The organism is Streptomyces sp. NPDC012508 (assembly GCF_042902595.1).
In the GTDB taxonomy this organism is placed as follows: Bacteria; Actinomycetota; Actinomycetes; order Streptomycetales; family Streptomycetaceae; genus Streptomyces.
On sequence record NZ_JBIBEO010000002.1, the window covers coordinates 363,192 to 380,157 of the forward strand.

Here is a 16,966-nt window from a genome sequence, read left to right on the forward strand (position 1 = left end):
CACAGGGAATCATGCCCGTATGAACGAAAAGCCGGTTGTCGTCGGCGTGGACGGGTCCGAGCACAGCCACCTGGCCCTCGAATGGGCCCTGAGCGCGGCGCAGCGGCTCGACGCGCCTTTGGTGGTCGCCCATGTGCGCTCCGAGGCGCTCCAGCTGGGGACCGCCCGGATCGCCTCGCTCGGCGAGACCCCTGACATCCCCGACACCGTTCTCGACGGTGTCCGCGCCTGGGTGGAGGAGCAGGGCCCGCGGGTACCGGTGCGGTACGACTCGCTCGACGGCACGGTGTCGGACGCCCTGCTCGACGCGGCCAGGACGGCGCGCTTCCTGGTGACCGGATCCCGAGGACGAGGCGGCTTCGCGAGCCTGCTGCTCGGTTCCTCCGGCCGGGCCCTGGCCGCCTCCGCCCCGTGCCCGGTCGTCGTGGTGCCGCACGAGGCGCGGACCGCGCCGCTGGAAGGCGATGCCGAGGCGGGCCGGGTCCTCGTCGGCCTCCACCCGGAGGAGACCGGCGACGAGGTCGTGGACTTCGCGTTCCACGCGGCCCAACAGCGGGGCGTGGCCCTCGAAGTGGTGACCGCCTACCGGTTGCCGCCTTCGCCGATCATGCTGGTCGGCCCGCCGGCGCCCGCCCTGCAGATGCCGCCGCCGATGCCCGTGGACGAGACGCCCGAGCTGGTCAAGGAGACCGCGAGCCTCCAGGAGGACCGGCTGCGGCCGTTCACCGAGCGGTACCGGGACGTCGAGGTCGTCCCCGTGGTCGTACCGGCGGACGCCGCGGGGCGGCTCGTCGACGACTCACGGCGCGCTGCGCTGGTCGTCGTGGGGCGGCACCGCAGACACCGGGTCGCGACGCTCCTGATGGGATCGGTCACCCACGCGGTGGTCCACCACGCCCACTGCCCGGTCGCGATCGTCCCGCCCGATCGGCCCGCGTCGACCTGAGAGGTGCCGACGACCTGTCATCGGAGCCGTCGAGCAACTTCTGGACGCCTGCGCGCCGAGCACCTGACTCCGGCCCGGCACCCTCGACCGCGCCCTAGCGGGCGCGGAGACCGACCGAGCGCCGCCGGAACGACCGGCTCCCGCGCAGCCGAAACGGGCCACCCGTCCGCCCGTGGACCGGGGCTGGCCGCGACGGGGCAGGGGAGGAGGGAGCCCGTGACGGGTCAGGGGAGGAGGGAGCCCGTGACGGGTCAGGGGAGGAGGGAGCCCGCGACGGCTCAGGGGAGGAGGCATGCCGCGACGGCTCAGGGCAGGAGGCAGCCCGTGACAGGGCAGGGGACGAGGCAGGCGGCCCGTGACGGGTCAGGGGATGAGGCAGCCGATGACAGTTCAGGTGAGGAGGCTCGGGGCCGCGCGGTCCAGGACCGTGGCGATCCGGTCCCAGGTCTCCTCGTCGCGGGCGAGCGGCTCCAGGGTCTCGCCCCCTCCCGTACCCCACGCGGTGGCGAGCGCGACCGGGTCCTCGCCGGTCGCGGCGGAGGCCGCGAGCGCGGCCGCGCCGAGCGCGACGAGTTCGGTCGCGGCGGGGACGACCACGGGGCGGCCGGAGAGACGGCGGATGGTGTCCCTCCAGGCGTGACCCTGGGCTCCACCGCCGATCAGGCGCAGCGGGCGGTCCCGTACCGCCGCGTCCGCGGGGTCGAGGCCGCAGGCGCCGAGGAGGTCGTCGAGTGCGCGCAGCACGGTGAACGCGGCGCCCTCGTAGGCCGCGCCGAGGATCGCGCGGGGTGTGGTGGTGTGGCGCAGTCCGGTGACGAGGCCGGTGGCGTGCGGCAGGTCCGGGGTGCGTTCGCCGTCCAGGTACGGCAGGACGACGACACCGTCGCCGCGTGCGGTCTCCTCGCGGTCGAGACCGAGCAGCCCGGCGAACCGGTCGACCGCGAGGCTGCAGTTGAGGGTGCAGCCGAGCGGGAGGTACGTGCCGTCCGCCGCGGCGAAGCCGGCCAGGCCGGGGGCGGCCGGGCGGGTCCGGGTGGCGGCGAAGACGGTGCCCGAGGTGCCGAGGCTCACGACGGGGTGGTCCAGGAGCCCCGCGCCGCCGAGCCCCAGGCCGACGGCCGCGGCCATGTTGTCCCCCGTACCGGCGGCGACGGCGACGCCGGCCGGGAGCCCCAGCGCGCGGGCTGCGGCCGGGGTGAGCGTGCCGACGCGCGTGGCGCCGCTCGGGGCGACGACTGGCAGCAGGGACTCGTCGAGGCCGAGGAGTCGGAGGATCTCGGGGTCGTAGGCGCGGCTCGCGGTGTCGTACCAGCAGGTGCCGGAGGCGTCTCCGGGGTCGGACGCGGCGACTCCGGAGAGGCGCTCCGTCAGGAAGTCGTGGGGCAGCCGGACAGCGGCCGTGGAGGCGGCGACGGAGGGCTCGCGGGCGCGCAGCCACTGCCACTTGGCGGCGGTCATCGAGGCGACCGGCACCGACCCGGTGCGTGCGAGCCAGGTGTCCGGACCGCCGAGCGCGGCGGTGAGTTCGACGGCCTGCGGGGCGGATCGGGTGTCGTTCCAGAGCAGGGCGGGGTGCAGCGGACGGCCCGCGGGGTCGAGGACGACGAGGCCGTGCTGCTGGCCCGCGACGGCGATGCCGGTCACGGCGGAGGAGGGCGTGCCGGCGTCGGCGAGGGCCGCGGCGACCGCCTCGCGCAGTGCCGACCACCACTGCTCGGGGTCGCTCTCGCGGGCTCCGTCCTCCCCCGTGACCGTGTGCGCGGCCCGGCCGGTTCCGCGTACGGCGCCGGTGTCCGCGTCCACGACGAGCGCCTTGGTCGACTGGGTGGAGCTGTCCACACCGATCACGACCGGGGATGCGGAACGCGTCGCCGCCATGGGCCTCACCTTTCCTCGGACCGCGTGCTCACTCTGGCGCGGAGTCGTGTCCACTCTGGCGCGGACTCACGCCGTGCCGTATTAGTTATCTCAGAAAACAAATAGAGGGGCCAGGCCTCGCCGCGCCCTTCTTTCCTCCCGAGAACGGCCAGAAGAGGGACAGACCATGACGGAACGCTTCTCCCCCGCACGCTTCTCCCCCACGCCCGGGGACCGGTTCACCTTCGGCCTGTGGACCGTCGGATGGCAGGGCCGCGACCCCTTCGGCGAGGCCACCCGCCCCGCGCTCGACCCGGTCGAGTCGGTCGAGCGGCTCGCCGCACTGGGGGCGTACGGCGTGACGTTCCACGACGACGACCTCATCCCCTTCGGCGCCTCGGACGCGGAGCGTGAGGCCGCGGTCAAGCGCTTCCGGGCGGCGCTCGAACGCACCGGCCTCAAGGTGCCGATGGCCACGACCAACCTCTTCACCCACCCCGTCTTCAAGGACGGCGGCTTCACCGCAAACGACCGTGACGTGCGCCGTTACGCCCTGCGCAAGACCATCCGCAACATCGATCTCGCGGTCGAGCTGGGCGCCACGACGTATGTCGCCTGGGGCGGCCGCGAGGGCGCCGAGTCGGGCGCGGCGAAGGACGTCCGGGTGGCGCTCGACCGGATGAAGGAGGCCTTCGACCTGCTCGGCCAGTACGTCACCGAGCAGGGCTACGAGCTGCGCTTCGCGATCGAGCCGAAGCCGAACGAGCCGCGCGGCGACATCCTGCTGCCCACGATCGGCCACGCGCTCGCCTTCATCGAGCGCCTCGAACGGCCCGAACTGGTGGGCGTGAACCCGGAGACGGGCCACGAGCAGATGGCCGGGCTCAACTTCCCGCACGGCATCGCCCAGGCGCTGTGGGCCGGCAAGCTCTTCCACATCGACCTCAACGGCCAGTCGGGCATCAAGTACGACCAGGACTTCCGCTTCGGAGCGGGGGATCTGCGCCAGGCGTTCTGGCTGGTGGACCTGCTGGAGACGGCGGGGTACGAGGGGCCCCGGCACTTCGACTTCAAGCCGGTCCGCACGGACGGCTTCGACGGGGTGTGGGAGTCCGCGAAGAACTGTATGCGCAACTATCTGATCCTGAAGGACCGTGCGGCCGCCTTCCGCGCGGACCCCGAGGTCCAGGAGGCCTTGGCCGCCTCGCGGCTGCCCGAACTCGCCGTCCCCACGGCCTCCGACGGTCTCGCCGGTCTGCTCGCGGACACCGGCGCGTTCGAGGACTTCGACGCGACGGCGGCCGCCGAGCGGTCCATGGCCTTCGAGCGCCTGGACCAGCTGGCACTCGAGCATCTGCTGGCGGTCCGCTGACCGCGTCACACCCCACTTCACCCTCACTCCAGCACCCACCCCACCCCCACTCCACCACCACGACGGGCGCCCGGGCCACGGACCGGGCGCCCGTTGCCGTACTCCGACGAGCTACAGCCCCCGGCCCCCTTGCCCGCTGGCCCCGGCAGGACAAGGCAGCAAGCGCTTTCCAAGAATCCTGCGCGAAGCATTGACGAAACATCAACGCCCCCTTAGCTTCATCGGCGTTGCACTTCGTACGTCATATATGAGACGCGATACACAAGATCTGAGAGTGCCTCATGACCTTCGCCCCCAGTCCCATCCCCTCCCGCACCCAGTACGTCCTGGAGGCGATCAAACACGACATCCTGACCGGCGGCCTGAGTCCCGGCCAGGCGCTGGTGGAGACCGAACTCGCCGCCCGTTTCGGGGTGTCGAAGACCCCGGTGCGCGAGGCCCTCAAGACCCTGGCCGGCAGCGGACTCGTGGTGATGAGCCAGTACAAGGGCGCGACGGTACGGATGGTGGACGCCGACATGGCCCGCGCGGTCTACGACGTACGGCTCCTGCTGGAGCCGGAGGCGGTACGCCGCACCGTCGACGCCGGTTCGCCCCTCGACGAGGCGCGGGACGCGCTCCGGCGGGCCGAGACCGCCGAGGATCCGGCCGAACGCTCGCTTGCCAACCGGGACTTCCACCGCGCCCTCTACCTGCCCTGCGGCAACCCGCTGCTCGGGCGGATGCTGGACGAGGTCCGCGACCAGGCCGCCCTGGTGTCCACCGTGGCGTGGGCCGCGACCCCCTCATGGGAGCGCGAGGCGGCCGAGCACGAGGAGATCCTGCGGCTCGCGGTGGCCGGCGACTCCGCCGGAGCCGGTCTCGCCGTGCACGACCACATCGCCTCGTTCGTCGAGCGCGCCTTCCCCGAAGACGGTGAGTGACCGAGTGACCAGGAATTTCGAGTCCGAGAAGGCCGCGCTCGCCGACGTGGTGGCGATCCCGGTGACCCCGTTCGCCGAGGACGGCTCGGTGGACACCGCCGCCCACCGCGCGCTCCTGCGCCGGATGATCGACGCCGGCATCCGTACCGTGACACCGAACGGCAACACCGGTGAGTTCTACGCCCTCACACCCGAGGAGCGTCGCCTGGTCACCGAGGTGACGATCGAGGAGGCGGGCGATCAGGCCGCCGTCCTGGTCGGTGTCGGCCACGACCTCCCGACCGCGATCGCGGCCGCCCGGCACGCCCGGGAGGCCGGAGCCGGCATGCTGATGGTCCATCAGCCTGTCCACCCGTACGTCTCCGAGGGCGGCTGGGTCGACTACCACCGGGCGATAGCCGAGTCCGTTCCGGAGATCGGCATCGTGCCGTACATCCGTAACGCGGCGCTCGACGGCGAGCGGCTCGCGGAGCTCGGCGCGGTCTGCCCGAACGTCATCGGTGTGAAGTACGCGGTGCCGGACGCGTCGCGCTTCGCCGGGTTCGCCCGCGACGCCGGTCTCGACCGCTTCATCTGGGTGGCCGGGCTGGCCGAGCCGTACGCCCCGTCGTACTTCGCGAGCGGCGCCACCGGCTTCACCTCGGGCCTCGTCAATGTCGCGCCCTCGGTGTCCCTGGAGATGCTCACCACCCTGCGGGCCGGCGACTATCCGGCAGCGATGAAGGTGTGGGAGCAGATCCGGCGCTTCGAGGAGCTGCGCGCCGCCAACGGCAGCGCGGACAATGTGACCGTCGTCAAGGAGGCGCTGGCCGCGCTCGGACTCTGCCGTCGCGACATCCGGCCCCCGAGCCGTGAACTGCCCGAGCAGAACCGGGCCGAGGTCGCTGCGATAGCCGCCGGGTGGCAGGCATGAGTGGCGCCCCCGCGTCCCGAGGCGGGGCCCCCGACGAGCTGCGTGACCATGCCGCCCAGAGCCCCGAGGACCCGGATCCCCAGGCCCGGCGCCGCCCGGAGGAGCTTCGCAGTCATCGCTGGTACGGGACCGAGGGACTGCGCTCGTTCAGTCACCGGGCCCGCACCCGGCAGCTCGGCTACCTGCCCGAGGAGCACCTGGGCAAGCCGGTCGTCGCGATCCTCAACACCTGGTCCGACATCAACCCCTGCCATGTCCATCTGCGGGACCGCGCACAGGCGGTGAAGCGCGGTGTGTGGCAGGCCGGTGGCTTCCCGCTGGAGTTCCCCGTCTCCACGCTCTCGGAGACGTTCCAGAAGCCGACGCCGATGCTCTACCGCAATCTGCTGGCGATGGAGACGGAGGAGCTGCTGCGGTCCTACCCCGTCGACGGGGCCGTGCTGATGGGTGGGTGCGACAAGTCGACGCCGGCGCTGCTGATGGGTGCGGCCACGGTGGACCTGCCGACGGTGTTCGTCCCCGCGGGTCCGATGCTGCCGGGGCACTGGCGGGGCGAGACCCTCGGTTCCGGTACGGACATGTGGAAGTACTGGGACGACCGGCGGGCCGGTCTGATCGGCGACGACGAGATGGCCGAACTCGAGAACGGGCTCGCCCGCTCCCCCGGCCACTGCATGACGATGGGCACGGCCTCCACCCTCACCGCCGCGGCGGAGACGCTGGGCGTGACGATGCCGGGCGCGTCGTCCATCCCCGCCGTGGACTCGGGTCACGACCGGATGGCGGCCGCCTCGGGGATGCGGATCGTCGAGCTGGTCCGGCAGGACCTGCGGCTCTCGCGGATCCTCACCCGTGAGGCATACGAGGACGCGGTCGCCGCCGTCCTTGCGCTCGGCGGGTCGACGAACGCCGTCATCCATCTGATCGCGATGGCCGGGCGGTCCGGGGTGAAGCTGACCCTGGACGACTTCGACCGGATCGCGCGGACGGTGCCGGTGCTCGCCAATCTCCGCCCCGGCGGCCAGTACCTGATGGAGGACTTCCACTTCGCTGGTGGCATGCCCGGCTTCCTCTCGCGGCTCACGGACCTGCTCCACCTCGAACGCCCGACGGTCGCCCACGCGACCCTGCGGGAGCAGCTCGACGGCGCCCTCGTGCACAACGACGAGGTCATCAGGGAGCGTGCACGTCCGCTCGCGGACGAGGGCGGTGTCGCGGTGCTGCGCGGCAATCTGTGTCCGGACGGCGCGGTGATCAAGCACATCGCCGCAGATCCGCAGCTGCTCAAGCACACCGGTCCTGCCGTGGTCTTCGACGACTACCGCACGATGCAGCGGACCATCGACGATCCGGAGCTCGGGATCACGCGCGACCACGTCCTGGTCCTGCGCAACTCCGGGCCCAAGGGCGGTCCGGGCATGCCGGAGTACGGCATGCTGCCGATCCCCCGCCATCTGCTGGAGCAGGGGGTGCGGGACATGGTCCGGATCTCCGACGCCCGGATGAGCGGTACGAGTTACGGCGCCTGCGTGCTGCACGTGGCACCGGAGTCGTACGTCGGCGGGCCGCTCGCCCTCGTCCGCACCGGCGACCTCATCACCCTGGACGTCGAGGCACGCACGCTCCACGCGGATGTCGACGAGGAGGAGTGGGAGCGCCGGCGGGCCGCGTGGACTCCCCCGCCGCAGCGCTACGAGCGCGGCTACGGCGCGCTGTACTCCGAGCAGATCTCCCAGGCCGACACCGGTTGCGACTTCGAGTTCCTGGCCAGGCCGGGAACGACTCCGGACCCGTACGCGGGCTGACGCCCGGGCCGGTCCACCCCAGTTCCACTTGTTCGGTATCTCGAACACCGTCTGCGAAGCGCTTCGCGCCCGAGAACGGAGCCGCCGTCATGGCCACAGCCGTGACCCCACCGCCCAAGGCACCCGCGAAAACACCCCCGGCACCCGCTCGCCCCCGCCGCCGTACGGGAGTGGCACCACGCCGTCTGCCGTATCTGCTGATCGCCCCGGCGGCGCTGCTGATGCTGGGCTTCATCGCCTACCCCGTGCTCAGCGTCTTCTACTACAGCCTGCAGCACTTCAACCCGACGAAGCCCTGGCGGAACGGTTTCGCCGGCTTCGACAACTTCACCCGGATCTTCACCGAGGACCCGCACTTCTGGGGCACGCTGAGCTTCAGCCTGAAGTGGGTCGCCGTCGAGGTGACGCTGCAGCTGCTCTTCGGACTCGCGCTGGCCCTGATCGTCAACCAGACCTTCGTCGGCCGGGCGCTCGGCCGGGCGCTGGTCTTCTCCCCCTGGGCCGTGTCCGGGGTGCTGACCTCGGCGATCTGGGTGCTGCTCTACAACTCGCAGACGGGCATCACCCGTTATCTCGCGGACATGGGCATCGGCGAGTACGGCACGTCCTGGCTCTCCGACACCTCGACGGTCTTCTCCGCCGTGGTCGTCGCCGATCTGTGGCGCGGGGTTCCGTTCTTCGCGATCCTCATCCTCGCCGACCTGCAGTCCGTGCCGAAGGATCTGTACGAGGCGGCCGAGGTCGACGGGGCGGGCCGGATACGGCAGTTCGTCCACATCACGCTGCCGCACCTGAAGGACGCGATCATCCTCTCCACGCTGCTGCGCGCCGTGTGGGAGTTCAACAACGTCGACCTGCTCTACACCCTGACGGGCGGCGGTCCCGCGGGCGAGACGACCACGCTGCCCCTCTACATCGCCAACACCAGCGTCGACGCCCACAACTTCGGTTACGCCTCCGCCCTGACGACGGTGGCGTTCGTGATCCTTCTCTTCTGCTCGATGGTCTATCTGCGCCTGAGCAAGTTCGGAGGCGAGAGCAAGTGATTGCCCAGGACGCCACCTCCACGGCACCGGCGGCGCCGGACGTCGAGGCCGACGCCACGGCCGCCGCACCCCCGACCCGTACGCCTCCGGTCCTGCGCCGCAAGCGGCGGCGCGCCTGGGACGAGGCCCCGCGCTGGCAGATCTACGTGCCGCTCGGCATCTATCTGCTCTTCACCCTCATCCCCTTCTACTGGATCCTGCTCTTCGCGGTCCGCCCGGCGGGCTCCACCTCGCTCCTGCCGTGGCCGATGACCACCGCGCACTTCGAGAAGGTGTGGAACGAGCGCAGCTTCGCCGTGTTCTTCCAGAACAGCCTCCTCATCGGGCTGGCGACGCTGGTGCTGACCACGGTCGTCGCGCTCGCCGGCGGCTACGCCCTGGCCCGGTTCGACTTCCGGATCAAGAAGGGCTTCATGCTGGCCCTGCTCTGCTCCCAGTTCGTGCCCGGCGCGCTGCTGCTCGTCCCGCTGTTCCAGATCTTCGCCAATCTGAGCATGATCAACTCGCTGGGCAGCGTCATCCTCGCGGAGACCGTCTTCCAGCTGCCGCTGTCGATGATCCTGATCAGCGGGTTCATCAGGAACGTGCCGTACTCCCTGGAGGAGGCGGCCTGGGTCGACGGGTGCAGCCGGTTCAGCGCCTTCCGGATCGTGGTGCTGCCGCTGCTCCGCCCGGGTCTGGTGGCGGTCGGCTCGTTCGCCTTCGTCCACTCCTGGAACCACTTCCTGTTCGCGCTGATGTTCCTCAGCAGCCAGGAGAAGCAGACGATCCCGGTCGGCCTCAACACGCTGATGGGCGCCGACAGTGTGGACCTCGGCGCGCTCGCCGCGGGCGGTGTGATCGCGGCTCTTCCCGTGGTGATCGTGTTCGCGTTCATCCAGAAGTGGCTGGTCACCGGCTTCAGCGCGGGGGCGGTGAAGGGATGACCACCATGACCTCCGCCCGCGAACCCTTCCCGGTCGTCCTGGCCGGCGCCCGGGGCCACGGCCGCTCCCATCTGGTCAACATCCGGCGGCTCGAACGCCTCGGCCTGGTACGGCTCGCCGGCGTCTGCGAGCTGCGACCGCTGGACTCCGAGGAGCTGGACGGATTCGGTACGCCCGAGCAGTCCGACGACTTCGGCGCGCTGCTGGCCTCGACGGGCGCCCGGATCGCGGTCGTCTGCACCCCGATCCAGACCCACACCGACCTGGCTCTGACCGCCGCCCGGCATGGGGCGCATCTGCTGCTGGAGAAGCCCCCGGCTCCGTCGTACGCCGAGTTCCGGCGGATGGCCGACGGGGTCGCCGCGGCCAGGGTGGCCTGCCAGATCGGCTTCCAGTCGCTCGGCTCCCATGCCGTACCCATGATCCGGCGGCTGATCGGGGACGGCGCGATCGGCGAACTCCTCGGCGTCGGCGGGGCCGGGGCCTGGATCCGCGACGAGGCGTACTTCCGGCGTGCTCCCTGGGCCGGGCGGCGGCGGATCGACGGTGTCGACGTGGTCGACGGCGCCCTGACCAATCCGCTGGCGCACGCGGTGGCGACCGCGCTCGCCCTGGACGGCAGCACGCGCGCCGAGGACGTCGAGTTCATCGAGACGGAGCTGCTGCGGGCGTACGCGATCGAGTCCGACGACACCTCGTGCGTACGGATTCTCACCACCCAGGGAACCAGGGTGAGCGTGGCCGCGACGCTCTGCGCCGAGACGCCCTCGGAGCCGTACGTCGTCGTGCACGGGACCCGGGGCCGGATCACCTTCTGGTACAAGCAGGACCGGGTGCTCCTCCAGCGGGCCGGGCACGGACCGGAGGAGTCCGTCCACGGGCGGACCGACCTGCTCGAGAACCTGGTCGGCCATCTCACCGACGGCACCGAACTGCTCGTACCGCCCGAGGCGACCGGCGCGTTCATGCGGGTCGTCGAGGCGGTCCGGCTCGCTCCCGACCCGCTGGAACTCCCGGCGGACGCCTGGCACTCGGAGTCCTGCGGGGGCGCGCCGCGCCGGGTGGTGCACGGCATCGCCGGCCTGGTCGCCGCGAGCGCCGACACCCTCAGCCTCTACTCCGAACTCGATGCCTCCTGGGCGCCGCCGCCCCGGAAGGCGGTCTGCCGGTGAACGCCCCGACGGTCCTGCGCTGCGCTGGCCGCCCGGTCGCCCGCTACGTCCTGCGGCCCGAGCTTCCGGCCGGCCATGCGCCGCGGCCCCATCTGCACCCGGTCTCGACCCTCGGCGGCGTCACGGTCACCGAGCAGCTGCCCGCGGACCATCCGCACCACCTGGGTGCCGGGGTCGCCGTACCCGACGTCGCCGGGTTCAACTTCTGGGGCGGGCGTACCTTCGTCCGCGGCCAGGGACCGACCGTCCTCGACAACCACGGCGAGCAGCGGCACGAGGGGTTCGAGCTCCGGGACCCGGACGGCTTCGTGGAGGAGCTGAGCTGGGTCGCCGGGGGGCGCGTCCTGCTCCGTGAGCGCCGCACGGTCTCCGCCACTCCGCTCGACGACACGGCGTGGGCTCTGGATCTCACCTTCTCACTGGCGAACGCCTCCGGCGAGGAGCTGTCCTTCGGCAGCCCGGCCACGAACGGCCGGCCCGGTGCCGCCTACGGCGGATTCTTCTGGAGGGCGCCCCTGGAGGGCGCCGCACCGGACGTCTTCGGGGCGGACGCGGAGGGCGAGCGGGCCGTGCACGGCGCCCGCGCCGACTGGGTCGCTCTCGCGGGCCGGAACTGGAGCCTGGTCTTCGCCGGGGCCACCGAGGACACCCGGCGCGACCCGTGGTTCGTGCGCGCCGCCGAGTACCCGGGAGTCGGCTCCTCCCTCGCCTCCGAGGAACGCCTGGTCCTCGCGCCCGGCGGGACGGTGGTGCGTCACGTGGTCACCGTCGTCGCCGACGGGCGCCTCGACCGAGACGGCGCGGCGGCCCTGGTGCGCAAGGCGGTGACCGCGTGAACGGGACCCTACCCACCGGGGACCTCGGGGACGGGACGTACCGCAATCCCGTCCTGGCCGCGGACTGGTCCGATCCGGACGTCGTGCGGGTCGGCGACGACTACTACCTGACCGCCTCCAGCTTCGGCCGGGCACCCGGCCTGCCGATCCTGCACTCCCGCGATCTGGTCAACTGGACGCTCGTCGGCCATGCCCTGGAGCGGCTGGCCCCGGAAGCCTCCTTCGCCTCGCCCCAGCACGACCGTGGTGTGTGGGCGCCGTCCCTCCGCCACCACGACGGCCGGTTCTGGATCTTCTGGGGCGACCCCGACCACGGGATCTGGCAGATCAACTCCCCCTCCGTACGGCAGGGATGGAGCACCCCGCACCTGGTGAAGTCCGGCCGCGGTCTGATCGACCCCTGTCCGCTGTGGGACGAGGAGACCGGCGAGGCGTATCTCGTACACGCCTGGGCGAAGTCCCGCTCGGGCGTCAGCAACCGGCTCACCGGTCACCGGATGAGCGCCGACGGCACCGAACTTCTCGACGGCGGGAAGACGATCGTCGACGCCGACCGTGTCCCGGGCTGGTTCACGCTCGAAGGTCCCAAGGTGTACCGGCACGACGGCTGGTTCTGGATCCTCGCCCCGGCCGGGGGTGTGGCCACCGGCTGGCAGGGCGCCTTCCGCTCCCGGGGCTTCTTCGGCCCGTACGAGGAGCGGGTGCTCCTGGAACAGGGCGGTACGGACGTCAACGGCCCGCACCAGGGCGGCTGGGTCCGCACGCAGCGGGGCGAGGACTGGTTCCTGCACTTCCAGGAGCGGGGCGCGTACGGCCGGGTGGTCCATCTCCAGCCCATGCGCTGGGGCGACGACGGCTGGCCGGTCCTCGGCGACGCGGGCTCCCCGGTCCTCGTCCACCGTAAGCCCGCGCTGCCGCGCCAGCCGCTCTCGGCGCCGGCCACGGACGACGACTTCCCGGGCGGCCGCTTCGGACGGCAGTGGCAGTGGACCGCCAACCCGAGGGAGGGCTGGACGACCCGGCACTCCGCCGACGGTCTGTGGCTGAACTGCGGCCGCACGGAGGAGATGGAGGATCTGCGCCGGCTGCCGCACATCCTCACCCAGCGACTGCCCGCCCGGACCTGCGCGGTCGAGGTCGACCTGCGTCTGGAGAGCGAGGAGCCGGGCGCCCGGGCCGGGCTCACGGTCCTGGGCGACGCGTACAGCTGGATCGGACTCCGGCGCGAGGCGGACGGAACGGTCCAGCTGGTGCACCGGTTCGCGCCGGTCTCGGCCGAGCGGGAGCGGGACGCGGCGTTCGCGCGGCCCGCCCCGAACGGCCGCGCCCGGCTCAGGGTCGAGATCGGCGAGGGTGCCCGTTGCCGGTTCTCGCACGACACGGGGGACGGGCTCACCGAATCCGGCCAGGTCTTCGCGGCCACCCCCTGGCGGTGGGTGGGCGCCCTGATCGGACTGTTCGCCGCCGCTCCGCCGGGCACGGGCCCCGCCGGTACGGCCGTCTTCACCAGGTTCCGCATCACCCCGAACTGCATCACGCCGAACCGCATCACCCCGAACGGCATCACGCCGAACAGCGTTTCCCCGAACGTCATTGCCCCGAACGACATTCCCCCGAGAGAAGAGAGCCGACGATGACCATCTTCCGCAACGGGCGGCGCAGAGCCGCCGGTGCCCTCGCCCTCACCACCGTCCTCGCGCTGACCGTCACCGCCTGCGGCGACGACGGCAGCGGCGCCGCCGGCGACAAGGGCAACGAGGGTTCGGGCAAGGGAGAGATCACCTTCTGGGACAACAACGGCGGTGTCCGCACCGACGTGTGGAAGGAGATCATCAAGGACTTCGAGAAGGCCAACCCCGACATCAAGGTGACGTACGTCGGCATCGCCTCGACCGAGGTGCAGTCGAAGTACGACACCGCCATCCAGGGCGGTGGCCTCCCGGACGTGGGCGGTGTCGGCGCCGCCATGCTCGCCGGGATCGCCGCCCAGAACGCCCTGGAGCCGCTCGACGCGCGGGTCGAGTCCAGCGCGCTGAAGGGCAAGCTCAACGCCGGCATGGTCGACAGCGTCAAGTCGGCGGGCGGACAGGACAAGCTCTACACCGTCCCTACTTCCGCCAGCAACGGCGTGCTCTACTACCGCACCGACCTCTTCCGGGCGGCCGGTCTGGAGGAGCCCACCACCTGGTCGAAGTTCTACGCGGCGGCCGACAAGCTGACCGCGAAGGACAAGAACAAGTTCGGCTACACCATCCGCGGCGGCGCCGGCTCGATCGCCCAGGCGCTCGACGCGATGTACGGCCAGAGCGGCATCAAGACCTTCTGGGACGGCGACAGGACGACCGTCAACGACCCGAAGAACGTCGCGGCCCTGGAGAAGTACGCGGCCCTGTTCAAGAAGAACACCCCGGCGGCCGACGTCAACAACGACTTCACCAAGATGGTCGCCCAGTGGGACAGCGGCGAGATCGGCATGCTCAACCACAACCTGGGCTCCTACAAGGACCATGTGAAGGCGCTGGGCACCGAGAAGTTCCGCGGCATCCCCAACCCGACGACGGACGACGGCACCCGGGTACAGGTCTCCAACCCGGTCGACGGCCTCGGGCTCTTCTCCTCCAGCAAGAACAAGGCGGCGGCCTGGAAGTTCATCGAGTTCGCGGCCTCGCACGAGTCCAACAGCAAGTGGAACGAGTCGGCCGGCGCGATCCCGGCCAACACCGAAGCGGCCGAGGACCCCTGGATCCAGAAGGCGGAGCCGACGAAGCTCGCCGCCGAGGTGCTCTTCAGCGGCGAGGCGACCATCGTGCAGCTGCCGTACTACCTGCCCGACTGGAACACCATCTCCAAGGCCGACAACGAGCCCGCCTTCCAGAAGGTGCTGCTCGGGAAGTCCACGGCCAAGGAGTTCCTCGACAGCCTGGCCGAGCAGCTCAACACGGCGCAGGCCGAATGGAAGTCGCAGAAGAAGTGACGTCCGCGCCCACGCGCCGCCGCGCGCTCGCGGCCGGGGCGGGCCTCGCGCTCGCCCTGGCCGCGGCGCCCGCCGCGGCGGCCTCCCCCCGCGTTCCCCGAGGACACCCCCGCATGCGCACGCTCCACATCGCAGGTGACTCCACCGCCGCCCAGAAGTACGCCGACGCCGCGCCGGAGACCGGGTGGGGCATGGCACTCCCCTTCTTCCTGCACCAGGGCGTCGCGGTCGCCAACCACGCAGTCAACGGGCGCAGCACGAAGAGTTTCCTCGACGAGGGCCGGCTCGACGCGATCCTGAAGGTGATCCGGCCCGGGGACCTGCTGCTGATCCAGTTCGCCCACAACGACCAGAAGGTCACCGATCCGACCCGCTACACCGAGCCCTGGAGCAGCTACCAGGACAATCTGCGGCGGTACGTCGCCGGTGCCCGGGAGCGCGGGGCGGTGCCCGTCCTCGCCACCTCCGTCGAGCGGCGCAGGTTCGACGCCGACGCCACGGCCCTGCGGACGCTCGGGGAGTATCCGGCGGCCATGAGGGCGGTGGCACAGCAGGCAGGTGTCGCTCTGCTCGACATCCAGGAATTGTCCCTGGCGCTGTGGCAGGAGCTCGGCCCCGAGACGACCAAGACGTACTTCAACTGGACGCCGGCCGAGCAGGACAACACCCACTTCAACCCGCCCGGCGCGATCGCCGTGGCCCGGCTGGTCGCGGCCGAACTGCTGCGGACACGGGTGCTCGCGCCGCGCGACACCCGCCGTCTCGACGCGGAGATCCCCGCCGGGTGGATCACCTGGCCCGACGCCGACCCCCATCCTGAGGAGAACCGACCATGAGTGGACGCAGACATCTGAGCCTGACGGGAGCGACCGCGCTCGTCCTGGCCATCACCGGCGGCCTGATGGGGCCGGCCACCGCGCAGGCCTCCCTTGCCCACAGCGCCACCGCCCACGGCGCCACTGCACACGGCGCCACCGCCCACGGCGCCTCCGACCCGGCCCGACGGACACTGCCCGCCGGCGACGGATGGGGATCGGCGGGCACGGGGACGAGCGGCGGCGCGGCGGCCGTCGCCTCCCGGGTCTTCACCGTCACCACCTGGGAGGAGTTCCGGGCGGCCCTCGCCGTCCCGGGCACCGAGCCGAGGATCGTCAGGGTCAAGGGGACCCTCAACGCGACGGCCGCGGGCTGCTCGGCGTTCGAGGCCCCCGGCTACGACTTCTCGCGGTACCTCGCCGACTACGACCCGGCCGTCTGGGGCCTCGACACCGTCGTCAGCGGCCCGCAGGAGGACCTGCGGGCGGCGTCCGCGAAGGCACAGGGCGAGGCGATCAAGGCGTACGTCCCCGCCAACACCACCGTCATCGGCGTCGGCAGGAACGCCGGAATCGTCGGCGGGAGCGTGCAGATCCAGGGCGTCGACAACGTCGTGATCCGCAATCTGACCGTCGAGAGCCCGCTCGACTGCTTCCCGCAGTGGGACCCCACCGACGGAGCGACGGGCGCCTGGAACTCCGAGTACGACAGCATGGTCGTGTACGGCTCGACGCACGTCTGGATCGACCACAACACCTTCACCGACGGTGCCCACCCGGACAGTTCGCTGCCGAGGTACTACGGCGAGGTGTACCAGCAGCACGACGGCGAGCTGGACATCGTGCGCGGCGCCGACCTGGTCACCGCCTCCTGGAACGTCTTCGCGGACCACGACAAGACGCTGATGATCGGCAACAGCGACAGCGCGGGCGCCACCGACCGCGGCAGGCTGCGGGTCACGCTGCACCACAACCTGTTCAGGAACGTGATCGAGCGGGCGCCACGGGTCCGCTTCGGCCAGGTCGACGCGTACAACAACCACTTCGTGGTGCCGGCCACGGGTTACGCGTACAGCCTCGGCATCGGCCAGGAGTCGCAGCTCGTCGCCGAGAAGAACGCGTTCAGCGTGCCGGCGGGTGTCGGCGTGGGCGCGATCCTCAAGAAGTGGAAGGACGCCCCGGTCACGACCGTGGGCAACCTCGTCAACGGCCGGCCCGTCGATCTCCTCGCCGTGCACAACGCCGAATTCCCGGGCGAGGTCCTGCGTGACGGCGCGGGCTGGACGCCCACGCTGCGCGGCCGCGTCGACAACCCGCGGGCCGTTCCGGGCCTGGTCGACCACCGCGCGGGCGCGGGCAGACTCCGCTGACCGAGGCCGGG

The 16,966-nt window shown here is 71.6% G+C and carries 14 protein-coding genes; 13 read left to right on the forward strand and 1 reads right to left on the reverse strand.

Annotation, left to right across the window (positions count from 1 at the left end; all coding sequences use genetic code 11):
• Positions 1-19: 19 nt before the first annotated feature.
• Positions 20-946 (forward strand): universal stress protein, encoded by a 927-nt coding sequence (locus ACFY8U_RS07685; RefSeq protein WP_389567018.1) that lies wholly within the window; start codon positions 20-22, stop codon positions 944-946.
• 390 nt (positions 947-1,336) lie between these two features.
• Here the strand turns inward: ACFY8U_RS07685 and xylB are convergent, their stop codons facing one another.
• Entirely contained in the window at positions 1,337-2,824 is a 1,488-nt protein-coding gene (gene xylB / locus ACFY8U_RS07690; RefSeq protein WP_389567020.1) for a xylulokinase, read from the reverse strand.
• Positions 2,825-2,990: 166 nt separating this feature from the next.
• On the opposite strand from xylB, the gene xylA reads away from it, so the two are divergent.
• From xylA to ACFY8U_RS07750, 12 genes are all read left to right on the forward strand, one after another.
• Positions 2,991-4,175, forward strand: coding sequence for a xylose isomerase (xylA, locus tag ACFY8U_RS07695; protein WP_389567022.1), 1,185 nt, complete (start codon positions 2,991-2,993; stop codon positions 4,173-4,175).
• A gap of 281 nt (positions 4,176-4,456) precedes the next feature.
• Complete coding sequence (locus ACFY8U_RS07700) at positions 4,457-5,098, forward strand: GntR family transcriptional regulator (RefSeq protein WP_361445792.1); 642 nt, start codon at positions 4,457-4,459, stop codon at positions 5,096-5,098.
• Positions 5,099-5,102: 4 nt separating this feature from the next.
• Positions 5,103-6,011 carry a dihydrodipicolinate synthase family protein gene (locus ACFY8U_RS07705; RefSeq protein WP_389567025.1) on the forward strand — a complete coding sequence of 303 codons (909 nt, stop codon included), beginning with the start codon at positions 5,103-5,105 and terminating at the stop codon, positions 6,009-6,011.
• Entirely contained in the window at positions 6,008-7,816 is a 1,809-nt protein-coding gene (araD, locus tag ACFY8U_RS07710) for an L-arabinonate dehydratase (RefSeq protein WP_389567027.1), read from the forward strand. Before ACFY8U_RS07705 ends, araD begins: the two co-directional genes overlap by 4 nt.
• 89 nt (positions 7,817-7,905) lie before the next feature.
• On the forward strand, positions 7,906-8,862 hold the full coding sequence (locus ACFY8U_RS07715) for a sugar ABC transporter permease (RefSeq protein WP_361445801.1): 957 nt from the start codon (positions 7,906-7,908) through the stop codon (positions 8,860-8,862).
• Positions 8,859-9,788 (forward strand): carbohydrate ABC transporter permease, encoded by a 930-nt coding sequence (locus tag ACFY8U_RS07720; RefSeq protein ID WP_389567030.1) that lies wholly within the window; start codon positions 8,859-8,861, stop codon positions 9,786-9,788. The genes ACFY8U_RS07715 and ACFY8U_RS07720 overlap by 4 nt, the downstream gene beginning before the upstream one ends.
• A complete protein-coding gene (locus ACFY8U_RS07725) occupies positions 9,785-10,960 on the forward strand; it encodes a Gfo/Idh/MocA family protein (protein ID WP_389567033.1) in 1,176 nt (391 codons plus the stop codon). Before ACFY8U_RS07720 ends, ACFY8U_RS07725 begins: the two co-directional genes overlap by 4 nt.
• Positions 10,957-11,796, forward strand: a complete 840-nt coding sequence (locus ACFY8U_RS07730) for a PmoA family protein (protein ID WP_389567036.1) — start codon at positions 10,957-10,959, stop codon at positions 11,794-11,796. The genes ACFY8U_RS07725 and ACFY8U_RS07730 overlap by 4 nt, the downstream gene beginning before the upstream one ends.
• Entirely contained in the window at positions 11,793-13,433 is a 1,641-nt protein-coding gene (locus ACFY8U_RS07735; RefSeq protein WP_389567039.1) for a family 43 glycosylhydrolase, read from the forward strand. Before ACFY8U_RS07730 ends, ACFY8U_RS07735 begins: the two co-directional genes overlap by 4 nt.
• Complete coding sequence (locus ACFY8U_RS07740; protein ID WP_389567042.1) at positions 13,430-14,770, forward strand: ABC transporter substrate-binding protein; 1,341 nt, start codon at positions 13,430-13,432, stop codon at positions 14,768-14,770. The genes ACFY8U_RS07735 and ACFY8U_RS07740 overlap by 4 nt, the downstream gene beginning before the upstream one ends.
• Entirely contained in the window at positions 14,749-15,606 is an 858-nt protein-coding gene (locus ACFY8U_RS07745) for a rhamnogalacturonan acetylesterase (protein WP_389567043.1), read from the forward strand. Before ACFY8U_RS07740 ends, ACFY8U_RS07745 begins: the two co-directional genes overlap by 22 nt.
• On the forward strand, positions 15,603-16,955 hold the full coding sequence (locus tag ACFY8U_RS07750) for a polysaccharide lyase family 1 protein (RefSeq protein WP_389567046.1): 1,353 nt from the start codon (positions 15,603-15,605) through the stop codon (positions 16,953-16,955). The genes ACFY8U_RS07745 and ACFY8U_RS07750 overlap by 4 nt, the downstream gene beginning before the upstream one ends.
• Positions 16,956-16,966 lie beyond the last annotated feature (11 nt).